Annotated in this window: 18 protein-coding genes; 16 read left to right on the top strand and 2 right to left on the bottom strand. The window is 61.7% G+C overall.

The genetic code is table 11. From position 1 onward, the window contains the following. Nucleotides 1–9: 9 nt before the first annotated feature. The 9 genes from AMM33_RS06085 (at nt 10) to AMM33_RS06045 (ending at nt 10,786) form a co-directional block, all read left to right on the top strand. Nucleotides 10–1,293 (top strand): NAD(P)/FAD-dependent oxidoreductase, encoded by a 1,284-nt coding sequence (locus AMM33_RS06085; protein WP_194945264.1) that lies wholly within the window; start codon nt 10–12, stop codon nt 1,291–1,293. Between the two features lie 80 nt (nt 1,294–1,373). Further along, nucleotides 1,374–1,688 carry a 2Fe-2S iron-sulfur cluster-binding protein gene (locus tag AMM33_RS06080; protein WP_090139525.1) on the top strand — a complete coding sequence of 105 codons (315 nt, stop codon included), beginning with the start codon at nt 1,374–1,376 and terminating at the stop codon, nt 1,686–1,688. A gap of 8 nt (nt 1,689–1,696) precedes the next feature. Beyond that, nucleotides 1,697–3,172: an APC family permease gene (locus AMM33_RS06075; protein WP_090139524.1), complete on the top strand. Its 1,476-nt coding sequence runs from the start codon at nt 1,697–1,699 to the stop codon at nt 3,170–3,172. A 16-nt stretch (nt 3,173–3,188) separates the two neighbouring features. Further along, nucleotides 3,189–4,673, top strand: a complete 1,485-nt coding sequence (locus AMM33_RS06070; protein ID WP_090139522.1) for an aldehyde dehydrogenase — start codon at nt 3,189–3,191, stop codon at nt 4,671–4,673. Nucleotides 4,674–4,691: 18 nt separating this feature from the next. Then, nucleotides 4,692–6,056 (top strand): aminotransferase class III-fold pyridoxal phosphate-dependent enzyme, encoded by a 1,365-nt coding sequence (locus AMM33_RS06065; RefSeq protein ID WP_090139520.1) that lies wholly within the window; start codon nt 4,692–4,694, stop codon nt 6,054–6,056. Beyond that, complete coding sequence (locus AMM33_RS06060; RefSeq protein ID WP_090139517.1) at nt 6,053–7,312, top strand: Tm-1-like ATP-binding domain-containing protein; 1,260 nt, start codon at nt 6,053–6,055, stop codon at nt 7,310–7,312. The genes AMM33_RS06065 and AMM33_RS06060 overlap by 4 nt, the downstream gene beginning before the upstream one ends. Further along, nucleotides 7,305–7,973, top strand: a complete 669-nt coding sequence (locus tag AMM33_RS06055; RefSeq protein ID WP_090139516.1) for an HAD-IA family hydrolase — start codon at nt 7,305–7,307, stop codon at nt 7,971–7,973. Before AMM33_RS06060 ends, AMM33_RS06055 begins: the two co-directional genes overlap by 8 nt. A 175-nt stretch (nt 7,974–8,148) precedes the next feature. Beyond that, nucleotides 8,149–9,144 carry a Bug family tripartite tricarboxylate transporter substrate binding protein gene (locus tag AMM33_RS06050; protein ID WP_090139514.1) on the top strand — a complete coding sequence of 332 codons (996 nt, stop codon included), beginning with the start codon at nt 8,149–8,151 and terminating at the stop codon, nt 9,142–9,144. A 76-nt stretch (nt 9,145–9,220) separates the two neighbouring features. Next, the gene (locus tag AMM33_RS06045; protein ID WP_090139512.1) at nt 9,221–10,786 is read left to right on the top strand and encodes a malonate--CoA ligase; all 1,566 of its coding nucleotides are present in this window, start codon (nt 9,221–9,223) and stop codon (nt 10,784–10,786) included. A 69-nt stretch (nt 10,787–10,855) separates the two neighbouring features. Here AMM33_RS06045 and AMM33_RS06040 read toward each other — a convergent pair whose 3' ends face one another. Then, nucleotides 10,856–12,178: an ABC transporter substrate-binding protein gene (locus AMM33_RS06040; protein ID WP_228767973.1), complete on the bottom strand. Its 1,323-nt coding sequence runs from the start codon at nt 12,176–12,178 to the stop codon at nt 10,856–10,858. Between the two features lie 145 nt (nt 12,179–12,323). Further along, the gene (locus tag AMM33_RS06035) at nt 12,324–12,767 is read right to left on the bottom strand and encodes a universal stress protein (RefSeq protein ID WP_090139510.1); all 444 of its coding nucleotides are present in this window, start codon (nt 12,765–12,767) and stop codon (nt 12,324–12,326) included. Between the two features lie 107 nt (nt 12,768–12,874). Between AMM33_RS06035 and AMM33_RS06030 the strand changes: the two genes are divergently transcribed. The 7 genes from AMM33_RS06030 to ccoG all read left to right on the top strand — a co-directional run bounded on the left by AMM33_RS06030 (nt 12,875) and on the right by ccoG (nt 20,217). Next, entirely contained in the window at nt 12,875–15,271 is a 2,397-nt protein-coding gene (locus AMM33_RS06030) for a heavy metal translocating P-type ATPase (RefSeq protein ID WP_090139508.1), read from the top strand. A 9-nt stretch (nt 15,272–15,280) separates the two neighbouring features. Further along, on the top strand, nt 15,281–15,418 hold the full coding sequence (gene ccoS, locus AMM33_RS06025; protein WP_090046617.1) for a cbb3-type cytochrome oxidase assembly protein CcoS: 138 nt from the start codon (nt 15,281–15,283) through the stop codon (nt 15,416–15,418). 70 nt (nt 15,419–15,488) lie between these two features. After that, entirely contained in the window at nt 15,489–16,928 is a 1,440-nt protein-coding gene (gene ccoN / locus AMM33_RS06020) for a cytochrome-c oxidase, cbb3-type subunit I (RefSeq protein ID WP_090139506.1), read from the top strand. Nucleotides 16,929–16,941: 13 nt separating this feature from the next. Beyond that, on the top strand, nt 16,942–17,568 hold the full coding sequence (gene ccoO / locus AMM33_RS06015; protein ID WP_090139504.1) for a cytochrome-c oxidase, cbb3-type subunit II: 627 nt from the start codon (nt 16,942–16,944) through the stop codon (nt 17,566–17,568). A gap of 9 nt (nt 17,569–17,577) precedes the next feature. Further along, entirely contained in the window at nt 17,578–17,718 is a 141-nt protein-coding gene (locus AMM33_RS06010; RefSeq protein WP_090139502.1) for a cbb3-type cytochrome oxidase subunit 3, read from the top strand. Between the two features lie 39 nt (nt 17,719–17,757). Next, entirely contained in the window at nt 17,758–18,690 is a 933-nt protein-coding gene (gene ccoP / locus AMM33_RS06005) for a cytochrome-c oxidase, cbb3-type subunit III (RefSeq protein ID WP_090139499.1), read from the top strand. Nucleotides 18,691–18,747: 57 nt separating this feature from the next. Then, nucleotides 18,748–20,217, top strand: coding sequence for a cytochrome c oxidase accessory protein CcoG (gene ccoG / locus AMM33_RS06000; protein WP_090139496.1), 1,470 nt, complete (start codon nt 18,748–18,750; stop codon nt 20,215–20,217). Nucleotides 20,218–20,234: the final 17 nt, after the last annotated feature.

Here is a 20,234-nt window from a genome sequence, read left to right as displayed (position 1 = left end):
GGACAGCACATGCAAGACTGGGAGGCCTTGGGACCCGACGCCACGGTGGTGGTGGTCGGAGGCGGGCATGCCGGTGTGGGTGTGTTGGCGCAGTTGCGCAGTCAAGGCTTTGCCGGGCAGTTGGTGCTCATTTCTGCCGAAAATGGCTCGCCTTACCACCGACCACCTCTGTCGAAAAAAGCCTTGCTGGAGGGGGCATCGCTGAGCTTGCGCCCTGAGCCTTGGTACGAGAGCAACCGGGTGACCTGTTACACGTCTGCCAGGGTCACGGGCATAGATCGTGCGGCACGTCGTGTGCATTTGCAATCGACATCGGCCCCTGAGGTCATGGCCTATGACGCACTCATTTTGGCCACTGGCGCGGCACCCCGAGCATGGACCGATCCAGTCAAAGGCGGTGACGCTTTAGGCCTGGTCGACGGTGTTCATGTGTTGCGCGATGTGGAGGACGCGCAGGCCTTGCGCGCTGCGTTGCTGTCCAGTGGCCATCTGGTCATCGTCGGCGGCGGCTACATCGGTCTGGAAGTGGCAGCCACGGCCAGGGCCTTGGGGTGTGGGGTGTGCATCGTGGAGCAAGCGCCGCGCATTTTGCAGCGCGTGGCGCCGCAGGCCACCAGTCAGCTGCTGCGTCAGCTGCACCAATCCCATGGGGTGCAGCTGTTTGAAGGCGCCCAGGTCGTGGCGCTGCAGCGCGAAGGGCAAAAAATCAGCAGCGTACGCATCCAAACCGCCGAGGGCGAGTTGTGCGATCTTCAGGCCGACTTGGTGTTGGCCGGTATTGGTGCGGTACCCCGTGACGATTTGGCCAAAGCCTGTGGTTTGGAGGTGGGCAATGGCATTGTGGTCAATGCCCAGTGCCAAACCCAAGACCCCGCGATTTGGGCCGTGGGGGATGTGGCCAGACACCGGGACCAATCGATCCGCATCGAGTCGGTAGGCAACGCCAATCACCAAGCCGCCCTGGTGGCTGCGGCATTGATGGCCCGACCTGAACCACTGCCTTTAGTGCCCTGGTTTTGGTCCGACCAATACGGTGGGCGTTTGCAAATTGCCGGTTTGTGGCAAACCGCTGACCGTTGGGTGGAGCGCCAAGAGGGTGCGCAGGGGCGCAGCATTTGGTCTTACCAAGGGCCTCGGTTGGTTGCGGTCGATGCGTGGCAAGCCCCTGTGGCCTATGCCTTGGGCAAGAAATGGTTGGAAACCGGCCAATATCCTCCTGCCGAGTGGTTGGCCCATCAGGACCAGAACTTGAAGGACTGGGTGCCTCAAGCTGCCAGCGGCGTGGCCCTGTGAGGGGACTTGAACGCGACCACCCATTTTTCACGAGGAGCAAAGTCTTGCCCCTTGTTTTAAACTTTGAAAGAGATCTCACCATGCCTACAGTGCACTGGATTTTGCCCAATGGCGAACGCGTTTGCGACGATGTCAATGAAAGCACCAACCTGATGGATGCGGCCCAGATGAATGGCATTGCCGGCATCGATGGCGAATGCGGCGGTTGTTTGTCTTGCGCCACCTGCCATGTGGTCGTTGATGATGCTTGGTTGGCCCTGTGCCCCCCCATGGGCGAGGTGGAGAACGCCATGCTCGACATCGTCAGCTCACCGCGCCAAAGCGGCAGCCGCTTGAGCTGCCAGCTGATCGCATCGCCAGCCCTTGATGGCATCGTCCTTCATGTTCCTCAATGAGGTGACGCATGTCTGATCACCAGCTTCAACGCAACCAACTTGGTGTGGCGTCCATTGTGTTTTTTGTCGTCGCAGCTGCAGCCCCTCTTTTGGGAATGACCGGCGCTGCGCCCATGGCCATGGTGTTGGGCAATGGCGCTGGTGTGCCCGGATCGTATTTGCTGGTGGGCTTGACCTTGCTGTTGTTCAGTGTGGGTTACTGCGCCATGAGCCGTCGCGTGACCAATTCGGGGGCATTTTTTGCCTACATCGGCAGCGGCTTGGGATTGCCGGTTGGCCTGGGGGCTGCCATGGTGTCGGTGTTGGCCTACGCTGCCATTCAGTTGGCCATTTATGGGTTTTGGGGTGGACTCTTGGCCATGCAGTGGGGGGTGCTGCCTTGGTGGGGCTGGTCAGGCTTGGCCTGGTGCTTGGTGACGATTTTGTCCATGCGCCAAGTCGAGGTGGGTGCCCGCTTGTTGGGCGTCCTGCTGCTCATGGAGATGGCCTGTCTGCTCGTCACCGCTGTGGCCATTTTGTTGCACGGTGGCCCGGAGGGCTTGTCTTGGGCCGCGGCTTTTGCGCCTGAAAATGTGTTGTCAGGCGGGTTGTCTGGCTCGGCGGGGGTATCTTTGGCTTTTGCCTTGGCCTCGTTCATTGGTTTCGAAGCCACGGCCATTTACGGTGAAGAGTCGACTGACCCCAAAACCACGGTGCCTCGCGCCACTTACTGGGCCGTTGCCTTGATCACGGTGTTTTTCGCGTTGACCTCGTTTGCCATCGTCACCGGTCTGGGTGCCTCCCAAGTGGTGGATGAGGTGGTCAAGCGCTCCACAGTGAATGGTCAGGCCTTGGCCGACCCCGCAGCGGTGTTGTTGTCCCTGGCCAATGAGTTCGTCGGTCCTTGGATGGCCAGTGCGATGGCGCTTTTGGTCATCACCAGCTTGTTTGCCGGATTGCTGGCGTTTCAAAATTCGGCGGCGCGCTACTTGTTTGCATTGTCTCGCGGTGGTGCATTGCCTGCTTCGCTGGCCCAGGTCAATCGCCAAGGTGCGCCGTTCAAGGCGTCGGCTTGGGTCAGCGTGCTCACGGCCTTGGTCATGGTGGCCTTTGCCGTATCCGGCTTGGATCCCATTGTTCAGCTGTTCGCTTGGTGCAGTGGCGTGGCGGTGGTCGCGATTTTGATGATCGAGGTCTTGGTCTCGTTGGGCGTTTGGGCCTATTTCAGACGCTCGCACGAGAAGGTGGGGGCCTGGGTCAGCACCATGGCTCCCTTGGCCTCGGCCGTGCTGTTGAGCCTGGGTTTGTATTTGCTGTTGTCGCGCTTTGGCTTGCTGACCGGCTTGGTGATGACGGGGGTAGACCCCGCCGCTACAGCATGGGGACTGAGCCCCCTGGGCTGGTTGCTGGCCTTGTTGCCCGCTTTGGTCGGGGTTGTGGGCTGGGCCACGGCACACTGGCGTCCCTTGGGCAGCAACCAATTGCTCAAAGACATCCTTTCCTGAAGTACAAAGGTCACCCATGAAACAAGAACACATCGACGCACTGCGTCACTTGCCCATTGCCCACCAAGGTCTGCTGATCGAAGGACAGTGGCAGCCTGCAGCATCTGGCCAGACCTTGCCCGTGGTCTCGCCTATCGACGGGCAGACGCTTTGCAGCATCGCCGCTGCCGGGGCTGTGGACGTCGACCGCGCGGTGCAGGCGGCCCGCCGCAGTTTTGAGCAGGGCGTGTGGTCGCGCATGGCGCCTGCAGAGCGCAAGAAAATTCTGCACCGCATTGCTGACCGCATCGAGGCTAACCATGCCGAACTGGCGGTGCTGGGCGTGCGCGACAACGGCACCGAGATCGCCATGGCCTGGAAGGCCGAGCCGGGCAGCGCGGCGGGCACCTTCCGCTACTACGCCGAGTGTGTGGACAAGATCAACGGCGAGATCGCCCCCACGCCAGAAGGCACGCTGGGCTTGATCCACAAGGAGGCGGTCGGCGTGGTCGGGGCCATCGTGCCCTGGAACTTTCCACTCATGATTGGCGCCTGGAAGATCGCCCCAGCGCTTGCGGCAGGCAACTCGGTGGTGCTCAAACCGTCCGAAGACGCCTCGCTGTCTTTGCTGCGCCTGGCACAGCTGTGTTTGGACGCAGGATTGCCGCCGGGGGTGCTCAATGTGGTCACCGGCACAGGCGCAGAGGCGGGTGAGGCGCTGGCGCGGCACATGGATGTGGACATCTTGACTTTCACCGGCTCGGGCCCGGTGGGACGCCTGTTGCTCAAGGCTTCGGCCGAGTCCAACCTGAAACGGGTGTACCTGGAGCTGGGTGGCAAGTCGCCCAATGTGGTGTTCGAGGATGCGCCCGATCTGGCACAGGCGGCCAAGGTCTCGGCCATGGGCATCTTCCGCAACAGCGGGCAGGTGTGTGTGGCGGGCTCGCGCCTTTTGGTGCAGCGCTCGGTACACGATGAATTTGTGGATCGCCTGCAGAACATCGCTTCCAGCTTGCGCGTGGGTGACCCGCTCGATGTGACGACCGACATCGGTGCCGTCAGCAGCGCTCGCCAGCTGGCCCGCAACCAGAGCATGCTGGCCCGTGCTTTAGAGCAGGGCGCGCGTCTGCGCACGGGTGGTCAGGTGATTGCGCCTGTGCCCGGTGGCCAATACATGAGCCCTGCCGTGCTCGATGGCGTTCAGCCCGAGATGGAAATCGCCCGGCAGGAGGTCTTTGGCCCGGTGCTGGCCGTCATGCCGTTTGACGATGAGGCCCATGCTGTGCGCCTGGCCAACGGCACCGAATACGGCTTGGCAGCAGGGGTGTGGACCGGCAGTCTGTCTCGTGCCCATCGCATGGTGCGCGCCATCAAGGCCGGGCTGGTGCACGTCAACACCTATGGCGGCCCCGACATCACCGTGCCGCTGGGCGGCGTGCGGCAGTCGGGCAATGGGCACGACAAGTCGATGCATGCCCTGGACAAATACCTGGACCTGAAAACGGCCTGGATTCAGCTTTGATTTTTGAAAGTAAATGACATGAACCACTCCCAACTCAAGGCGGACAACGCCCAATACCTGTGGCACCCCATGGCCCACCCGGGGCAGATGAAAAAATCCACACCCGACATCATCGCCAAAGGCGAGGGCTGCTGGATCTGGGACGTGGATGGCCACAAGATGCTCGACGGCGTGGGGGGGCTGTGGGCCTGCAACCTGGGCCACAGCAACAAACCTGTGCGCGACGCCATCGTGGCGCAGATGGATGAGCTGCCGTTCTACAACGTGTTCCGCGGCACCACCCATGTGCGGGCGATCGAGTTGTCCAAACGCCTGGTGCAGACGATGGAGCCTGAGGGCGTGGCCACGGTGATGTTTTCCACCGGCGGATCGGACGCGGTGGAGGGTGCGCTCAAAGTGGCGCGTCAGTACTGGAAGCTCAAAGGCCAGGCCGACCGCTTCAAGTTCATCAGCCTGCGCCAGGGTTACCACGGCGTGCACTTTGGCGGCATGAGCGTGAACGGCAACACCAATTTCCGCCGCGCTTACGAGCCACTGCTGCCCGGCTGCTTTCACGTCGACACGCCTTGGGCGTACCACAACCCCTACACCGATGACCCGATTCGCCTGGGCGAAATTTGCGCCGAAATGCTCGAGCGCGAAATCGTGTTCCAGGGGCCGGACACGGTGGCGGCCTTCATTGCCGAGCCGGTGCAGGGCGCGGGCGGCGTGATCGTGCCGCCGCCCAATTACTGGCCGCTGGTGCGCCAGATTTGCGACAAGTACGGTGTGCTCTTGATTGCCGACGAGGTGGTGACCGGCTTTGGCCGCGCTGGTGAGCTGTTTGGCACGCGCCTGTGGGGTGTGAATGCCGACATGTGGTGCCTGGCCAAGGGTATTTCTTCGGGTTACATCCCGCTCGGGGCCACGGCCATCAACCGCCGCATTGCCGAGGTGTTTGACGCCGACACCACGGGCGCGGCCTCGGTCTCGCACGGCTACACCTACAGCGCGCACCCGATCGCAGCCGCTGCGGCGCTGGCCACGCTCGACCAGATCGAGGCGCTGGACATCCCCGGCAACGCCGCCCGCGTGGGTGCGCACCTGCAGACCCGCTTGCGCAAGCTGGTGGACACCTGCGCCTTTGTGGGCGATGTGCGTGGTGTGGGCCTGATGCTGGGCATCGAGATGGTGAGCGACAAGGCCAAACGCACGCCCATGACCCGCAGCAGCGACATCCCGGCGCGGGTGGCCAAGGCCGCCTACAAGGCCGGCCTGATGGTGCGCATCTCCGGCCCCAACCTGATTTTGTCGCCGCCGCTGATCATCACCCGCGAGCAGGTGGACTTGATGTGCGACGTGCTCGAGGCCGCGTTTGCCGCTGTGCAGGAGGGCCGCGCATGAAGAGCCCGGTCATTCTGATTGTCGGCACCGTCGACACCAAGAGCGACGAGATCGGCTTCATGCGCGAGCAGGTGCAGGCCGCTGGCGGCCAGGCACTGATCATGGACGTGGGCGTGCTGGCCAAAGGCCGGGTGGTCCCGGACATCGCCAACACCGATGTGGCCGCAGCAGCGGGCGTGACGCTGCAGCAGGTGATGGACAGTGGCGACGAAAACAGCGCCATGGCCCTGATGGCGCAAGGCGCATCGGCCCTGGCGGTCCAACTGCAGCGCGAGGGCCGCATGGACGGCCTGCTGGTGCTGGGCGGCACCATGGGCACCGACTTGGCGCTGGACGTGGCCAGCAGTTTGCCGCTGGGCGTGCCCAAGGTGGTGCTGTCCACGGTGGCGTTTTCGCCCCTGTTGCCGCCCGATCGCATGCCGCCCGATTTGATGATGGTGCTGTGGGCGGGCGGCCTGTACGGCCTCAACAGCCTGTGCCAGTCGGCCCTGGCCCAAGCCGCAGGCGCGGTGGTCGGGGCCTGCCGCGTGGCGCGGGTGCCGCGCTTTGACCGGCCGGTGGTGGGCATGACCTCTTTGGGCTCGAGTTGCCTGAAATACATGGTGCAACTGCAGCCTGAACTGGACAAACGTGGGTTTGATTTGGCGGTGTTCCACACCACGGGCATGGGGGGCCGGGCGTTTGAATCACTGGCCGCCCAAGGGCAGTTCGCCTGCGTGATGGATTTCAGCCTGCAGGAGATGGTCAACCAGATGGGCGGCTCGGTGGTCAGTGCTGGCCCCGACCGCCTGATGGGTGCAGGCCGACAGGGCGTGCCGATGATCGTGGCCCCGGGGGCCACCGATCTGGTGGATTACCCCGCCTGGGGCCAGATGCCCGAGCGCTTTGCCGGGCGACCCTCGCACGACCACAACCGCCTGATCGCTTCGGTGGGCATTGATGCCGACATGCGCCGTGAATTTGCTCGGGAGTTGGCCAGCCGCTTGCGCCAGGCGCAAGGCCCGGTGCATCTGGTGCTGCCCCTGCAAGGCATACAAGAGTGGGACCGGGCCGGTGCACCGCTGCACGATCCAGAAGGTCTGGCCGCGATGATGGACGAAATGGCGCAATGCGATTGGGGCGCGGCCGAGGTCTCGCGCATCGACGCCCACATCAACGATGCGGCATTTGTGCAGCAGGTGCTGAAGGTGTTTGACGATTGGCTGGCACGTGGGCTGGTGGACCCTGCTGCGGGCAAGAAAGTTGACCATGTCTGATGCGCTGAGACCCGAAGACAAGGCCCTGATTCTGGACTTTGGTGGTGTCATCAGCCGCACCTTGTTTGAAACCCATGCTTTGAGTGAGGCGGCTTTGGGCCTGGCTGCCGGCACGCTCACCTGGCAAGGCCCGTTTGCGCCTGAAACCGATGCGCTGTGGCAAGCCATGCAGGCCGATCAGATCAGTGAACGCGATTACTGGATGCAACGCACCCGAGAGGTCGGGCGTTTGCTGGGTGAAGACTGGACCGAGATGCAGACCTTTGTGCAGCGCGCTCGGGGGGCGGATGTGCAGGCCGTGATCCGGCCCGAAGCGGTGGCGGCCATCCACCAAGCCAAGGCGCTGGGCTACAAGCTGGGCATTTTGTCCAATGAGCTGGATCTGTTTTATGGGGCTGATTTTCGCGAACGTTTGCCTTTGCTCCAGCAGTTTGACGTGATCGTGGACGCCACGTACACCCAGATCCTCAAGCCCGACCCACGCGCTTACCAGGCGTGTGTGCAGGCCTTGGGGGTGCGGGCCGATCATGCGGTGTTTGTGGACGACCAGTTGCGCAACGTGTTGGGCGCCCAGCGCTGCGGCTTGGCCGTGGTGCATCTGGATGTTTGCCAACCGGGTGCCGGTTTTGCCACCGCCTTGCAGTTGCTGGCCGCACTGTGATGCGCGGTTTGGGCCTTTGGCCAAGGGCCAGGCAGGGCGAGAGCAGGGCATGAAGGGGGCGTCTTGACGGGGGAAGGGGCTGGTGGGGCCTGGGATCGGACGTGACACCCCGGCCCGTGCCTGTGTTTGCAAAAACTTTATGATGCCGCTTCCAAACAAAACCCGGAGACACGACATGAACAACTTGAACCCCTGGGGCCAACGCCGCGATTTCTTGAAGGCCATGGCCGCCGTGACGGGCTCATTGCCTGTGTGGGCCCAGGCCCAAAGCAGCTGGCCTTCCAAACCGGTGACCATGGTGGTGCCCTTTCCGGCAGGCGGCGGCACCGATGCCTTCGCCCGGCCCCTGTCGGCCCAATTTGCCAAGCTGACCGGCAAGCAGCTCATCATTGACAACCGGGGTGGAGCGGGTGGCACTTTGGGCGCTGGCGTGGCCGCCAAATCGACGCCCGATGGCTACAACCTGTTCATGGGTGCCGTTCACCACACGATCGCGCCCAGCATGTACCCCAAGCTGGACTACGACCTGGAACGCGACCTGATCCCCTTGATTTTGGTTGCCAACGTGCCACAGGTCCTGGTGGTCAATCCCAAAAAAGTGCAGGCGGCCGACTTCAAGGCCTTCCTGGAGATGGTCAAAAAGAACCCCGGTCGTCTGAACTACGGCTCTGCCGGGGGCGGTACCTCGCACCATCTGGCCGGCGAGTTGTTCAAGCTGCAGACCAAGACCTTCATCACCCACATCCCTTACCGGGGTGCTGGCCCGGCCCTGCAAGACCTGATCGCGGGCAACGTGGACATGATGTTCGACGGCCTGGGCTCGTCGGCGGCGCACATCAAGGGCGGCCGCATCAAGGCCCTCATGGTCTCGGGTGCGAAGCGCAATGCGGCATTCCCGGACGTGCCTTGCTCGGCCGAGCTGGGTTTACCCGATTACACCGTGTCCACCTGGTACGGCGTGTGGGCCCCCAAGGGCACGCCAGCGGACGCCCAAGCCCGCGCCATTGAAGAGATCCGTCGCGCCTGCCAGACCGACGAGGCCAAAGCCGTCTGGGCCAACCAGGGGGCGGAATTCCCCAACCTGACCACCACCCAGTTCGATGGCTTCATCAAGAAAGAGCTGACCAAGTGGTCGCAAGTGGTCAAGGCCTCCGGGGCCAAGCTCGACTGATTGCGGCACTGGATGTTCAACGGGCCTGTGATCGGGCCCTTGTTCATGCCCTTTTACACCTTGCGATTTTGAAACCATGACCCACAACAACCTGTTTTCGGCCCTGCGGGCTGCTTTTCCGGCCGACTTGACAGCCACGGCGGTGGAGACCGATGAAGGCCTGCGCTACAGCTGGCAAGACCTGGACCGCGCCACGGCCATGATGGCCAACTTGCTGCAATCGCTGGATTTGCCATGCGGCAGCCGGGTGGCCGTGCAGGTCGAAAAATCGGTCGAAGCCATGGTGCTTTACCTGGCTTGCTTGCGTGCAGGCTGCGTGTTTTTGCCGCTCAACACCGCCTACCAAAGTGCCGAGATCGAGTACTTCATTGGCAACGCCGAGCCGGCCGTGGTGGTGTGCAGCGGTGCCAATTTTGGCTGGGTCAGCAAGATCGCTTTCAAGGCAGGCACCCAGCATGTGTTCACCCTGAACGACGACCGCACGGGCAGTTTGCTGGAGCGCGCTGCGCACCACAGCGACCAGCACACCCCTGTGTCGCGACAGGCCGATGATTTGGCAGCGATCCTCTACACCAGCGGCACCACCGGCCGCAGCAAGGGGGCCATGCTCACCCATGGCAACTTGCTGAGCAACGCGCTCACGCTCAAGGACTATTGGGGCTGGACATCGACGGGCGGGCCTGATGGCCGCGGTGACGTGTTGATCCACGCCTTGCCCATCTTCCATGTGCACGGCTTGTTTGTGGCCATCCATGGCGCCCTGATCAACGGCAGCAAGATGATCTGGATGGCCAAGTTCGACCCCAAGCGCGTGATTGCCCGCATGAAAGAGGCGACCGTGTTCATGGGCGTGCCCACTTTGTATGTGCGCATGCTGGCCGAGCCCTCCCTCGACAAGGCGGCGGTGCGTCAGATGCGCTTGTTCATCGCAGGCTCCGCCCCCTTGCTGATTGAGACCTTCACCGAATGGCAAGAGCGCACAGGCCACACCATCTTGGAGCGCTACGGCATGAGCGAGACGGCCATGCTGACCTCCAACCCCTATACGGCCGATAAGCGTTATGCCAACCAGTCCGAGCGGCGCGGTGGCACGGTGGGCTTTCCCTTACCAGGCGTGTCTTTGCGCGTGCGTGGCGACGATGGCCAAGACATGCCCGTGGGCGAGATTGGGGGCATTCAGGTCCAAGGGCCCAATGTGTTCAAGGGCTACTGGCGCATGCCTGAAAAAACAGCCGAGGAGTTCACCACGGACGGCTTTTTTAAAACTGGCGATGTGGGCAAAGTGGACGAGCGCGGCTACGTGACCATCGTGGGCCGCAGCAAGGACCTGATCATCAGCGGCGGCTACAACGTGTACCCGGCCGAGATCGAGGGCTACATCAACGAGATGCCTGGCGTGGCCGAAAGTGCCGTCATCGGGGTGTCCCATCCCGATTTTGGCGAGGTGGGCGTGGCGGTGGTCATTGCCAAACCCGGAGCCAGCTTGAAGCCAGATGCCATCGTGGCCGATCTCAAAGCCAAACTGGCCAACTTCAAGATCCCCAAGCGCTGCTTTGTGGTGCCCGAGTTGCCGCGTAACACCATGGGCAAGGTGCAAAAGAACCTGCTGCGAGATCAGTACAAAAACCTGTTTTCGGCCTGAAGGGTTTCACCCGCCCAAGACACACCGTGCCTCAAATGACCGCATCTTGCGGCCATTTGAGTGCGCGCATCATTTGAGGTAAGCGTTTTTCTCGTGCACGCTCTGGATGTGCTGAGCCGCTTGTTCCGGGCTGATGTCCTGGTTGATCACTTTCACGTTGGCGTACCAAAGCTCCTCTTCCATAGAGGGCCAGACGCGGTTGATTTTCTGGGCGTTCAGGCGGATCGTGTCCTGACAGCTGCGCCGCCAACTCATCATCTCCTGACCCAAGGGGTCGTTGAATTGGACCGGGTGGTCCGCCAAAGGAAAGTAGCCGGTCAGCGTGTCGGTGAGCAACTGGGCGAAATCGGCGGTGCCCAGCCAAGCGATGAACTTGAGCGCCGCAGCCTGGTTCGGGCTGTTTTTGTTCACCCCGATGCCGAAATCAGGGTGCACCGAGATGTGGCAAGCCTGGCCTTCTTGTTCAACTGGGGGCTTGAAGACACCCAAATCGATGGGTTTTTTGTAAGCGAAGCTGGTGCTGCGCAAAAAGTCGATGTCCCAGGAGCCTGAGGGGTAGACCGCTGCGTTGCCCGTGGCAAACAGCAGCTGGATGTCACCGTTGGACATGCTGTTTTGCTCGGGGTGCATGTAGGGCTTGAGCCGGGCCATCATGTCCCAGGCCTTGAGAAAGCCCGGGTCGGTGAATTTGACAGTGCCCTCCATCAGCCCTTGCCGGGCCTTTTCACCTTCCCAAAAGTTGGGCCCTAATCCGGTAAACACCACTTGGGTCGATTCCCACATGTCGGCGGTGCCCAGCGCCAGCGGCGTCACCGTCTTTTTGGCGGCCACTTGGCTGAGCAATTGGTAGAACTGTTCCCAGGTCTTGGGTGGATCGAGTTGGAGGTCGCGCAGGATTTTCTTGTTGTAGAACAGGCCATGCATCACATAGGCCACAGGCAGGCAGTAAGTGGTGCTGCCGTCGTCGGTGGTCCAGGCCCGGCGAGCCTGGGGGTTGAAATTTCGGAGGGCCTCTTCCTTCAGGGGCAGCAGGTAACCCTTGGCCTGCATGCGCACGCTGGCGTCAAAGGGTCTGCAAAAAATCAGGTCGCCTGCGCGCCGGGTGGACAGCCGTGCTTCCAGCCGCGAATCGTAGGCCAGTGGCTCCTCGGGTTTGAATTGCAACTTGATTTCAGGGTGCCGACGCTGAAAGGCCGGAATCAGAACCTTGTCCCAGAAAATCTGATCGTCTTTGCGCCAGCTCTCGATGGTCAGCGCCTGGGCTTGCGCTGTGCCCGCGCCCAGTCCTGAGGCGATGAGCAAAACCATGCCCAAGGCCTTTTTCCAAAGTGGGCAAGGGTGGCTGGGACTGGGTCGGTCGGTGCTGAGGCGTCGCCTGAAGAGTGTGCGCATGGGCCGAGGGGATGGGTTGAAGTGAATTCATTTTAGTTAATTTCTTCTTTGTGAATCCATTTGACCATCAGCTGGCGTGCCCACTCGCTGCGCCGCATCGCCACCGCGCACGGACCACGCGGCCTGGCGTACCCTCAGGTGCCCATCAGCGCAGCACCAGCACCGGGATGTGTGAGTGCGTCAGCACTTGTTGGGTTTCGCTGCCCAGCAGCAGGCGTTTGATGCCTTTGCGGCCGTGCGAGGCCATGACGATCAGGTCGGCTTTGTGCTTTTTGGCTGCCGCAATGATGGCGTCCGAGACCACATCCGATTTGACGGTGATGGCTTTGGTGCTGACGGCTTTGGCTTTGGCGTTCTTTTCGACCGTGGCCAACTGAACCCGAGCCGCTTCGGTCCATTGGGCTTCCACGCGCGAGATCTCTTCGCCCGACAGGGGGATGCTGCCTTCAAAGTACGCCTGCGGGTAGCGCGGCACCACCTTGACGGCAATCAGCTCTGCGCCGCATGTGGCGGCCAGTTCGATGGCGCTGGCCACCGCTTTTTTGGACAAGGTGGAGCCATCGGTGGCCACAAGGATGCGTTTGTACATGAGGTGCTCCTGTTGAAAATGACAAAAACCCAGCTTAAAAGAGCGGCAAACGGGCGCGCTTGATGTACATCAAGCTTTGATCGGGCGGGCTGTCGTATCTTCGAAACATGACCCAAGTCAATGTTTTGCCCGGCCTGACATCTGCCCCCGATCCAGCGGTGGAATCGGTGGCACTGGCGTTGTCATCTGTCGAGCGCGACGCCCCGCAGCAGCGGCTGGAACTGCTCGACGCACCCGAGGAGTGGGCGGCGTTCAGCCAGCCCGAAAAAACCGAGTCGGGCTGCTGGCGCTCCAGTGTGGTGTTCGAGGGCATGCATTGCGCGGCCTGCGCCATCACTTTGGAAGATGCTTTGCGGGCCGTGCCCGGCGTGCAGTCGGTGCAAATCAGCGGTGCCAGCCACCGAGGCCAGATCGTCTGGTCGCCTGAGCTCACGCGCCCCTCTGAATGGATGCGCTCGGTCGAGCGCCATGGTTACAAAGCCTTGCCCGCCAACGATGCCCATGCCCATGCGCGCAGGCGCGAAGAGGCTCGGCGCATGGTTTGGCGCTGGGCGGTGGCGGCCATGTGCATGATGCAAGTCATGATGTACGCCACACCGACGTACCTCACGCAGCCGGGTGACATCTCGGACGAAGCCATGCATCTGCTGCGCTGGGCGTCGTGGGTGTTGTCTTTGCCGGTGATGTTTTTCTCCTGCACGCCATTCTTGAACAACGCCTGGCGCGATCTGCGTGAGCGCCAGATCAGCATGGACTTGCCCGTGGCCTTGGGCATGGTCGCGACTTTTGTGGTGAGCACGCTGGGCACTTTCGAGCCGCAGGGGGCGTTCGGTGCCGAGGTGTTTTTTGACTCGTTCACCATGTTCGTGTTCTTTTTGCTCACGGGCCGCTGGCTGGAGTTGCGCATGCGCGACCGCACGGCCGGGGCGCTGGAGGCCGTGCTCAACCGGCTGCCTGACAGCGTGCGCAAGCGCCAGGCCGATGGCAGCTGGGCGCTCATGTCCATTCGCCGCTTGCAGGTGGGTGATGTGATCGAGGTATTGCCCGGCGAGGCTTTTGCAGGCGATGGCTTGGTGCTGGCTGGCCAGACCCAAGTGGACGAAGCCTTGCTCACGGGTGAATCGCGCCCGCTGGCGCGGCGCGTGGGTGACCGCGTGATTGCAGGCAGCCACAACCTGAGCGGCACGCTGCAGGTGCAGATCGAGCAGGTTGGCGCGGCCACGCGCTATGCGCAAATCGTGGCCTTGATGGAGAGCGCCTCGGTCTCCAAGCCCGCCATGGCGCAGCTGGTGGACCGCTGGGCCAAGCCCTTTTTGGTGGCGGTGATGCTGGCCTCGCTGGCTTCGGCCATTTACTGGTGGCCCACCGACCCCGCCCACGCTGTGATGGTGGCGGTGGCCGTGCTGATCGTGACCTGTCCTTGCGCTTTGTCGCTGGCCACGCCTGCCGCCATGTTGGCCACGGCCGGGGCGTTGGCGCGCAGTGGTGTGCTGGTGCGGCGCTTGAGTGCCCTGCAAAACCTGGCGCTCATTGACACGGTGATTTTTGACAAGACCGGCACTCTCACGCGCGATGCTTTTGAAGTGGCCCGCATCCATACCCGCGATGGTGTGAGTGCGGCCCAGGCCCTGGACTGGGCAGGCAGTCTCGCGCGGCATTCCTTGCACCCGGTCTCACGGGCTCTGTGGTCCGAGGCCCGGCGCCGCGCCGAAGCCACCGGGCGTTTGCAAGCCTTGGAGGCACTGGCTGCGCAGGATGTGAGTGAGCTGGCAGGGCAGGGGGTGCAAGGCGCGTTGACGCGGCCAGGCCAAGCCGCACAAACTTTGCGATTGGGCTCGGCCGCTTTTTGCGCGGCCCCGGCACGCGCCGGGCACCACCTGCAGGTGAGTCTCGCCGATGCGTCGGGTTGGCTGGCCAGCTTTGAGTTGGCTGAGCAAGTGCGCCCCGAGGCGGCGGGTGTGGTGCGTGCCTTGGCACACATGGGTTTGACCCTGAAGGTGTTGTCGGGCGACGGCCCCGCTGCGGTGGCCCAGGTGGCGCAGGCTGTGGGCATTGCCGATGCGCAAGGCGGCTGCAGCCCCCAGCACAAATTGCATGCCCTGCAGGCCTTGCAGGCCCAGGGACACAAAGTGGCCATGGTGGGCGATGGCCTGAACGATGGGCCGGTGCTCGCCGGGGCCGATGTGTCCTTCGCGCTGGGCCAGGCCGTGCCGCTGGCGCAGTCCAAATCCGATTTTGTATTGATGGGTGGCCAACTCGAGGTGCTGGTCAGCACGGTGCAGCGCAGCCGCCAGACGATGCGCATCGTGCGGCAAAACCTGTGGTGGTCGGCGGCCTACAACGCCGCTTGTGTGCCGCTGGCCTTGACGGGCTGGCTGCCCGCCTGGGCTGCGGGCTTAGGCATGGCGCTCAGCTCCTTGCTGGTGGTGCTCAATGCTTTGCGCCTGTCGCAGGCCTTGCCCGAGTCGCTTCAGCAGCAGGCGCTGGTCCTTCAACCCGTTTGAGAAAACAGCATGGACATTCTTTATTTGCTGATTCCTTTGTCGGTGGCCTTGGTGTTTTTCATCCTGGCGGGCCTGTGGTGGGCGATTGACCGTGGTCAATTTGAAGACATCGAGGCCGAAGGTGAGCGAATTTTGCGTGACGATTGATTTTGATCAAGTGTCCACGGTGTACACCCGGGCAAACTGCCCTGGTAGCTTTTAAAAACAAGAGGTGAAAATGAAATTTGCCAATATGCAGGCGACGTCCTACAACGACAAGGTTGTCAGGCAGTTCGCCATCATGACGGTGGTCTGGGGTGTGGTGGGCATGCTGGTCGGCGTGATCATCGCAGCCCAGCTGACTTGGCCGGCGCTGAACTTCGGCATTTCCTGGCTCAGCTATGGCCGTTTGCGGCCCTTGCACACCAACGCGGTGATTTTCGCGTTCGGGGGTTGCGGCTTGTTTGCCGCCGCTTATTACGTGGTGCAGCGCACCTGCAACGTGCGCCTGATCAGCGACAAGCTGGCCGCTTTCACCTTCTGGGGCTGGCAATTGGTCATCGTCTTGGCGGCCATCTCTTTGCCTTTGGGTTTCACCAGCGGCAAGGAATACGCCGAACTCGAATGGCCGATTGACATCCTGATCACCTTGGTTTGGGTGGCGTTTGCCGTGGTGTTCTTTGGCACCGTGGGCACGCGCAAGGTGCGTCACATTTACGTGGCCAACTGGTTCTTTGGCGCCTTCATCATCGCCGTGGCATTGCTGCACATCGTCAACAGCGCGGCCCTGCCTGTGGGCATGATGAAGTCGTACTCGGCCTATGCGGGCGTGCAAGACGCGATGGTGCAGTGGTGGTACGGTCACAACGCGGTGGGCTTCTTCCTCACGGCGGGCTTCCTGGGCATGATGTATTACTTCATCCCCAAGCAAGCCGAGCGGCCTGTGTACTCGTACCGCCTGTCGATCGTGCACTTTTGGGCGTTGATCTTCACCTACATGTGGGCCGGCCCTCACCACCTGCACTACACCGCTTTGCCCGACTGGACGCAGTCCGTGGGTATGGTCTTCTCGCTCATCTTGCTGGCCCCCAGCTGGGGCGGCATGATCAACGGCATCATGACCTTGTCGGGCGCTTGGCACAAACTGCGTGACGACCCGATCCTGCGTTTCCTGATCGTCTCCCTGTCTTTCTACGGCATGTCGACCTTCGAAGGTCCGATGATGTCCATCAAAACCGTCAACGCCCTGAGCCACTACACCGACTGGACCGTGGGCCATGTGCACTCAGGTGCTCTGGGTTGGGTGGGTCTGGTGACCATGGGCTCCATGTATTACCTGATTCCCCGCCTCTTTGGCCAAAAGCAGATGTACAGCGTCAAGGCCATCGAAATCCACTTCTGGACGGCCACCATCGGCATCGTGATCTACATCGCAGCGATGTGGATTGCCGGTGTGATGCAAGGCCTGATGTGGCGCGCCATCAATGCCGACGGCACCCTGACCTACACCTTTGTTGAATCGGTCAAAGCCACGTACCCCTTCTATGTGTTGCGGTTGCTCGGTGGTTTGCTGTATTTCATGGGCATGCTGATCATGCTGTGGAACACCTTCAAGACGGTGACTCAGGGGCGTTCGGTTGAAGTCCGCATCCCCACCCTCGAACTTGCACACGCCTGAGGAGAAATCAAACATGGTTCAAAACCAAAAAACAGGCGGCTTGTCGCACGAGAAAGTCGAGACCAACAACTTCCTGATGATCGTGCTGATCCTGGTGGTTCTGTTGGTGGGTGGCATGGTTGAAATCCTGCCCCTGTTCTTCCAGAAATCGACCACCGAGCCGGTGCCGGGCCTCAAGCCCTACACCGCGCTGCAAGTGGTGGGGCGCGATGTGTATGTTCGCGAGGGCTGCTACAACTGCCACTCGCAAATGATTCGCCCCTTCCGCGCAGAGACCTTGCGTTACGGCTCTTACTCGCTGGCGGGTGAATTCGTCTACGACCGTCCCTTCCAATGGGGCTCCAAGCGCACGGGTCCCGATCTGGCCCGTGTGGGCGGCCGCTACAGCGACGAATGGCACCGCATCCACCTGACCAATCCGCGTGACCTGGTGCCCGAGTCCAACATGCCCGCTTACCCTTGGCTGGAGAAAACACCTGCCAGTGCTGCCTCCATCCAGGCCCATATGAACGGCTTGCGCACTTTAGGTGCCCCGTACACCGACGAGGAAATTGCCAAAGCACCTGAAGCGGTGAAAGACAAGACCGAGCTGGACGCCGTCATCGCCTACCTGCAGGTGCTGGGCACCCACCGCAAATAAGGAATCGCCATGGACATCAACACCATGCGCTCTGTCGTGACCTTGCTCGCCTTTTGCTGCTTTGTCGGCATCGTGGTGTGGGCCTGGTCGCGGCGCAACCAGGCCGATTTTGACGAGGCGGCGCAACTGCCGTTTCGTCAGGACGATTGAGCCGTCCTCCAGAACTTCAAAAGATACCAAGGAATCTCCATGAGTGACTTCATCAGCAATTTCTGGCACCTGTACGTGGCCGGCATCACGCTGGTCAGCATCATCGCCTGTTTGCTCTTGCTGTGGTTCAGCGGCAAGGCCAAGGCCATGACTGCCAATGACAACACCACGGGCCATGTTTGGGACGGCGACCTGCGCGAGATGAACAACCCGCTGCCACGCTGGTGGGTGGGCTTGTTTGTCATCACCATCATTTTTGCCTTCGTTTACTTGGCCATGTACCCCGGTGCCGGCAGCTTCGCAGGCAAATTTGGCTGGTCTTCGGCTGGTCAGTACGAGGCCGAAGTGGCCAAAGGCAATGCCGAGGTGGCCCCCTTGTACGCCAAGTTTTCGGGCATGCCGCCCGAGCAAGTGTCCAAGGACCCGCAGGCCCTGGCCATAGGTGACCGCTTGTTCATGAACAACTGCGCCCAGTGCCATGGCTCTGACGCGCGCGGCAGCAAAGGCTTCCCCAACCTGGCCGATGCCGATTGGTTGTATGGTGGCACGCCCGATGCGATCAAAACCACCTTGGTGCAAGGCCGCGCCGGCAACATGCCACCCATGGCCGCCGCAGTGGGCACGCCGGAAGACGTGCGCAACGTGGCGCACTATGTGCTGAGCCTATCGGGCAGCCCGCACGACTCCTTGCGTGCATCGCTGGGCAAATCCAAGTTCGGCGCCTGCGCAGCTTGCCACGGCATGGACGGCAAAGGCAACCACGCCATGGGCGCGCCCAACCTGACCGACGACATCTGGTTGCACGGCTGGGGTGAGAACGCCATCGTGAACATCATCAACAACGGCAAGCTCAACCAGATGCCCGCACAGGCAGCCAAGCTGACCGAGGGCCAAATCCATGTGCTCGCTTCGTATGTCTGGGGTCTGTCCAACAACGCTGTGGCCAGCGCTGCAGTCGGTCCTGCCAAGTGATGTCAACCCCCTGCAGCAGGCTGGACTTGCTGCAGGATTCGAAACAAGGTCTGCGTTTTGTCCACCCCCGAAGATCGTCCCTCTCGCAGCGTGATCCCGATCACCCCTGTCCCGGCCGAGGGTGATGTGGAATTGGTGTCGCTGTACCAGGCGCACCAAAAAATCTACCCCCGCAGTGTTCAGGGCGTGTTTGCCCAATGGCGTTGGCTCATGGTGGTGATCACGCAGCTGGTTTTTTACGGCCTGCCTTGGCTGGAGTGGGGGCAGCGGCAGGCGGTGCTGTTCGACTTGGGGGCCCGCAGGTTCTACATCTTTGGCCTCGTCCTTTATCCGCAGGACTTCATTTACCTGACGGCCTTGCTGGTCATCTCGGCGCTGTCGCTGTTTCTGTTCACGGCAGTCGCCGGGCGTTTGTGGTGCGGCTTTGCCTGTCCACAAACCGTCTACACAGAAATTTTCATCTGGATCGAACGCCAGTTTGAGGGCGACCGATCTGCCCGCATGCGCCTGGACGATGCGCCGATGAGCCTGAACAAGGCTTGGCGAAAAACCGGCAAGCAACTCGCATGGATCGTGTTGTCGCTTTGGACGGGCTTCAGCTTTGTCGGTTACTTCACGCCAATACGCGAGTTGACGGCGTCGATACTGTCTTTGGGTTTTGGCCCTTGGGAAATTTTCTGGATTCTGTTTTACAGCTTGGCCACCTATGGCAATGCGGGTTTCATGCGCGAGCAGGTGTGCAAATACATGTGCCCGTATGCGCGCTTTCAGAGCGCCATGTTTGACAAGGACACCCTGATCGTCACCTACGACGAAGCGCGAGGTGAGCCTCGGGGTGCCCGCTCCAAAAAAGCAGACCCCAAAGCTTTGGGGCTTGGAGCTTGTGTGGACTGCACCTTGTGTGTGCAGGTGTGCCCCACCGGCATCGACATCCGCAAAGGCTTGCAGTACGAATGCATCGGCTGCGGTGCTTGCGTGGACGTGTGCGACAACGTGATGGACAAGGTCGGTTACGAACGCGGCCTGATCAAGTTTTCGACGCAAAACGCCATAGACAAGGGTTGGACTTGGGCGCAAACGCTGCGGCGCATTTTCCGACCCCGGGTGTTGGTCTACACCGCAGTGCTCTGGGCCATCATCATTGGCGTTGGCGTGTCTTTGTGGCTGCGCGAACCGTTCAAGGTGGACATCGAGCGCGACCGCGCCACCCTGGCGCGCATCGTGGCGGGCGGCAAGATTGAGAACGTGTACCGCGTGCAAATCATGAACGCGGCCGAGGAAGCTCTGACTTTCCGGTTGACAGTTGATGGCTTGCCCGGGTTGGTCTTGGCCAGTGAGCCCGAGGTACAAGTCAATGCCACTGAATCGCGCTGGGTTTCGGTGCAATTGCAAGTGCCCTACGATGCGGTGGCTTCCGGCTCTCACCCGATTCAGTTCCACATTGAGGCGCGCAAGTCTTCAGGCCCTTCTGCCGCTTCGTCCGTGGGGCATCTGCGCGAAAAAACCGTGTTCCTGATCCCTCGCTGAGCGGTCTGCCACTTCAG

Origin of the sequence: Limnohabitans sp. DM1, assembly GCF_001269385.1 — a bacterium.
Lineage (GTDB): Bacteria > Pseudomonadota > Gammaproteobacteria > Burkholderiales > Burkholderiaceae_C > Limnohabitans_A.
This window is presented reverse-complemented; position numbering and strand designations above follow the sequence as displayed.

What these genes read in the sequence shown, in the direction of transcription:
- AMM33_RS06085 (WP_194945264.1), top strand. Translation starts at nt 10, where the DNA reads ATGCAAGACTGGGAGGCCTTGGGACCCGACGCCACGGTGGTGGTGGTC.
- AMM33_RS06080 (WP_090139525.1), top strand. Translation starts at nt 1,374, where the DNA reads ATGCCTACAGTGCACTGGATTTTGCCCAATGGCGAACGCGTTTGCGAC.
- AMM33_RS06075 (WP_090139524.1), top strand. Translation starts at nt 1,697, where the DNA reads ATGTCTGATCACCAGCTTCAACGCAACCAACTTGGTGTGGCGTCCATT.
- AMM33_RS06070 (WP_090139522.1), top strand. Translation starts at nt 3,189, where the DNA reads ATGAAACAAGAACACATCGACGCACTGCGTCACTTGCCCATTGCCCAC.
- AMM33_RS06065 (WP_090139520.1), top strand. Translation starts at nt 4,692, where the DNA reads ATGAACCACTCCCAACTCAAGGCGGACAACGCCCAATACCTGTGGCAC.
- AMM33_RS06060 (WP_090139517.1), top strand. Translation starts at nt 6,053, where the DNA reads ATGAAGAGCCCGGTCATTCTGATTGTCGGCACCGTCGACACCAAGAGC.
- AMM33_RS06055 (WP_090139516.1), top strand. Translation starts at nt 7,305, where the DNA reads ATGTCTGATGCGCTGAGACCCGAAGACAAGGCCCTGATTCTGGACTTT.
- AMM33_RS06050 (WP_090139514.1), top strand. Translation starts at nt 8,149, where the DNA reads ATGAACAACTTGAACCCCTGGGGCCAACGCCGCGATTTCTTGAAGGCC.
- AMM33_RS06045 (WP_090139512.1), top strand. Translation starts at nt 9,221, where the DNA reads ATGACCCACAACAACCTGTTTTCGGCCCTGCGGGCTGCTTTTCCGGCC.
- AMM33_RS06040 (WP_228767973.1), bottom strand. Translation starts at nt 12,178, where the DNA reads ATGCGCACACTCTTCAGGCGACGCCTCAGCACCGACCGACCCAGTCCC.
- AMM33_RS06035 (WP_090139510.1), bottom strand. Translation starts at nt 12,767, where the DNA reads ATGTACAAACGCATCCTTGTGGCCACCGATGGCTCCACCTTGTCCAAA.
- AMM33_RS06030 (WP_090139508.1), top strand. Translation starts at nt 12,875, where the DNA reads ATGACCCAAGTCAATGTTTTGCCCGGCCTGACATCTGCCCCCGATCCA.
- ccoS (WP_090046617.1), top strand. Translation starts at nt 15,281, where the DNA reads ATGGACATTCTTTATTTGCTGATTCCTTTGTCGGTGGCCTTGGTGTTT.
- ccoN (WP_090139506.1), top strand. Translation starts at nt 15,489, where the DNA reads ATGAAATTTGCCAATATGCAGGCGACGTCCTACAACGACAAGGTTGTC.
- ccoO (WP_090139504.1), top strand. Translation starts at nt 16,942, where the DNA reads ATGGTTCAAAACCAAAAAACAGGCGGCTTGTCGCACGAGAAAGTCGAG.
- AMM33_RS06010 (WP_090139502.1), top strand. Translation starts at nt 17,578, where the DNA reads ATGGACATCAACACCATGCGCTCTGTCGTGACCTTGCTCGCCTTTTGC.
- ccoP (WP_090139499.1), top strand. Translation starts at nt 17,758, where the DNA reads ATGAGTGACTTCATCAGCAATTTCTGGCACCTGTACGTGGCCGGCATC.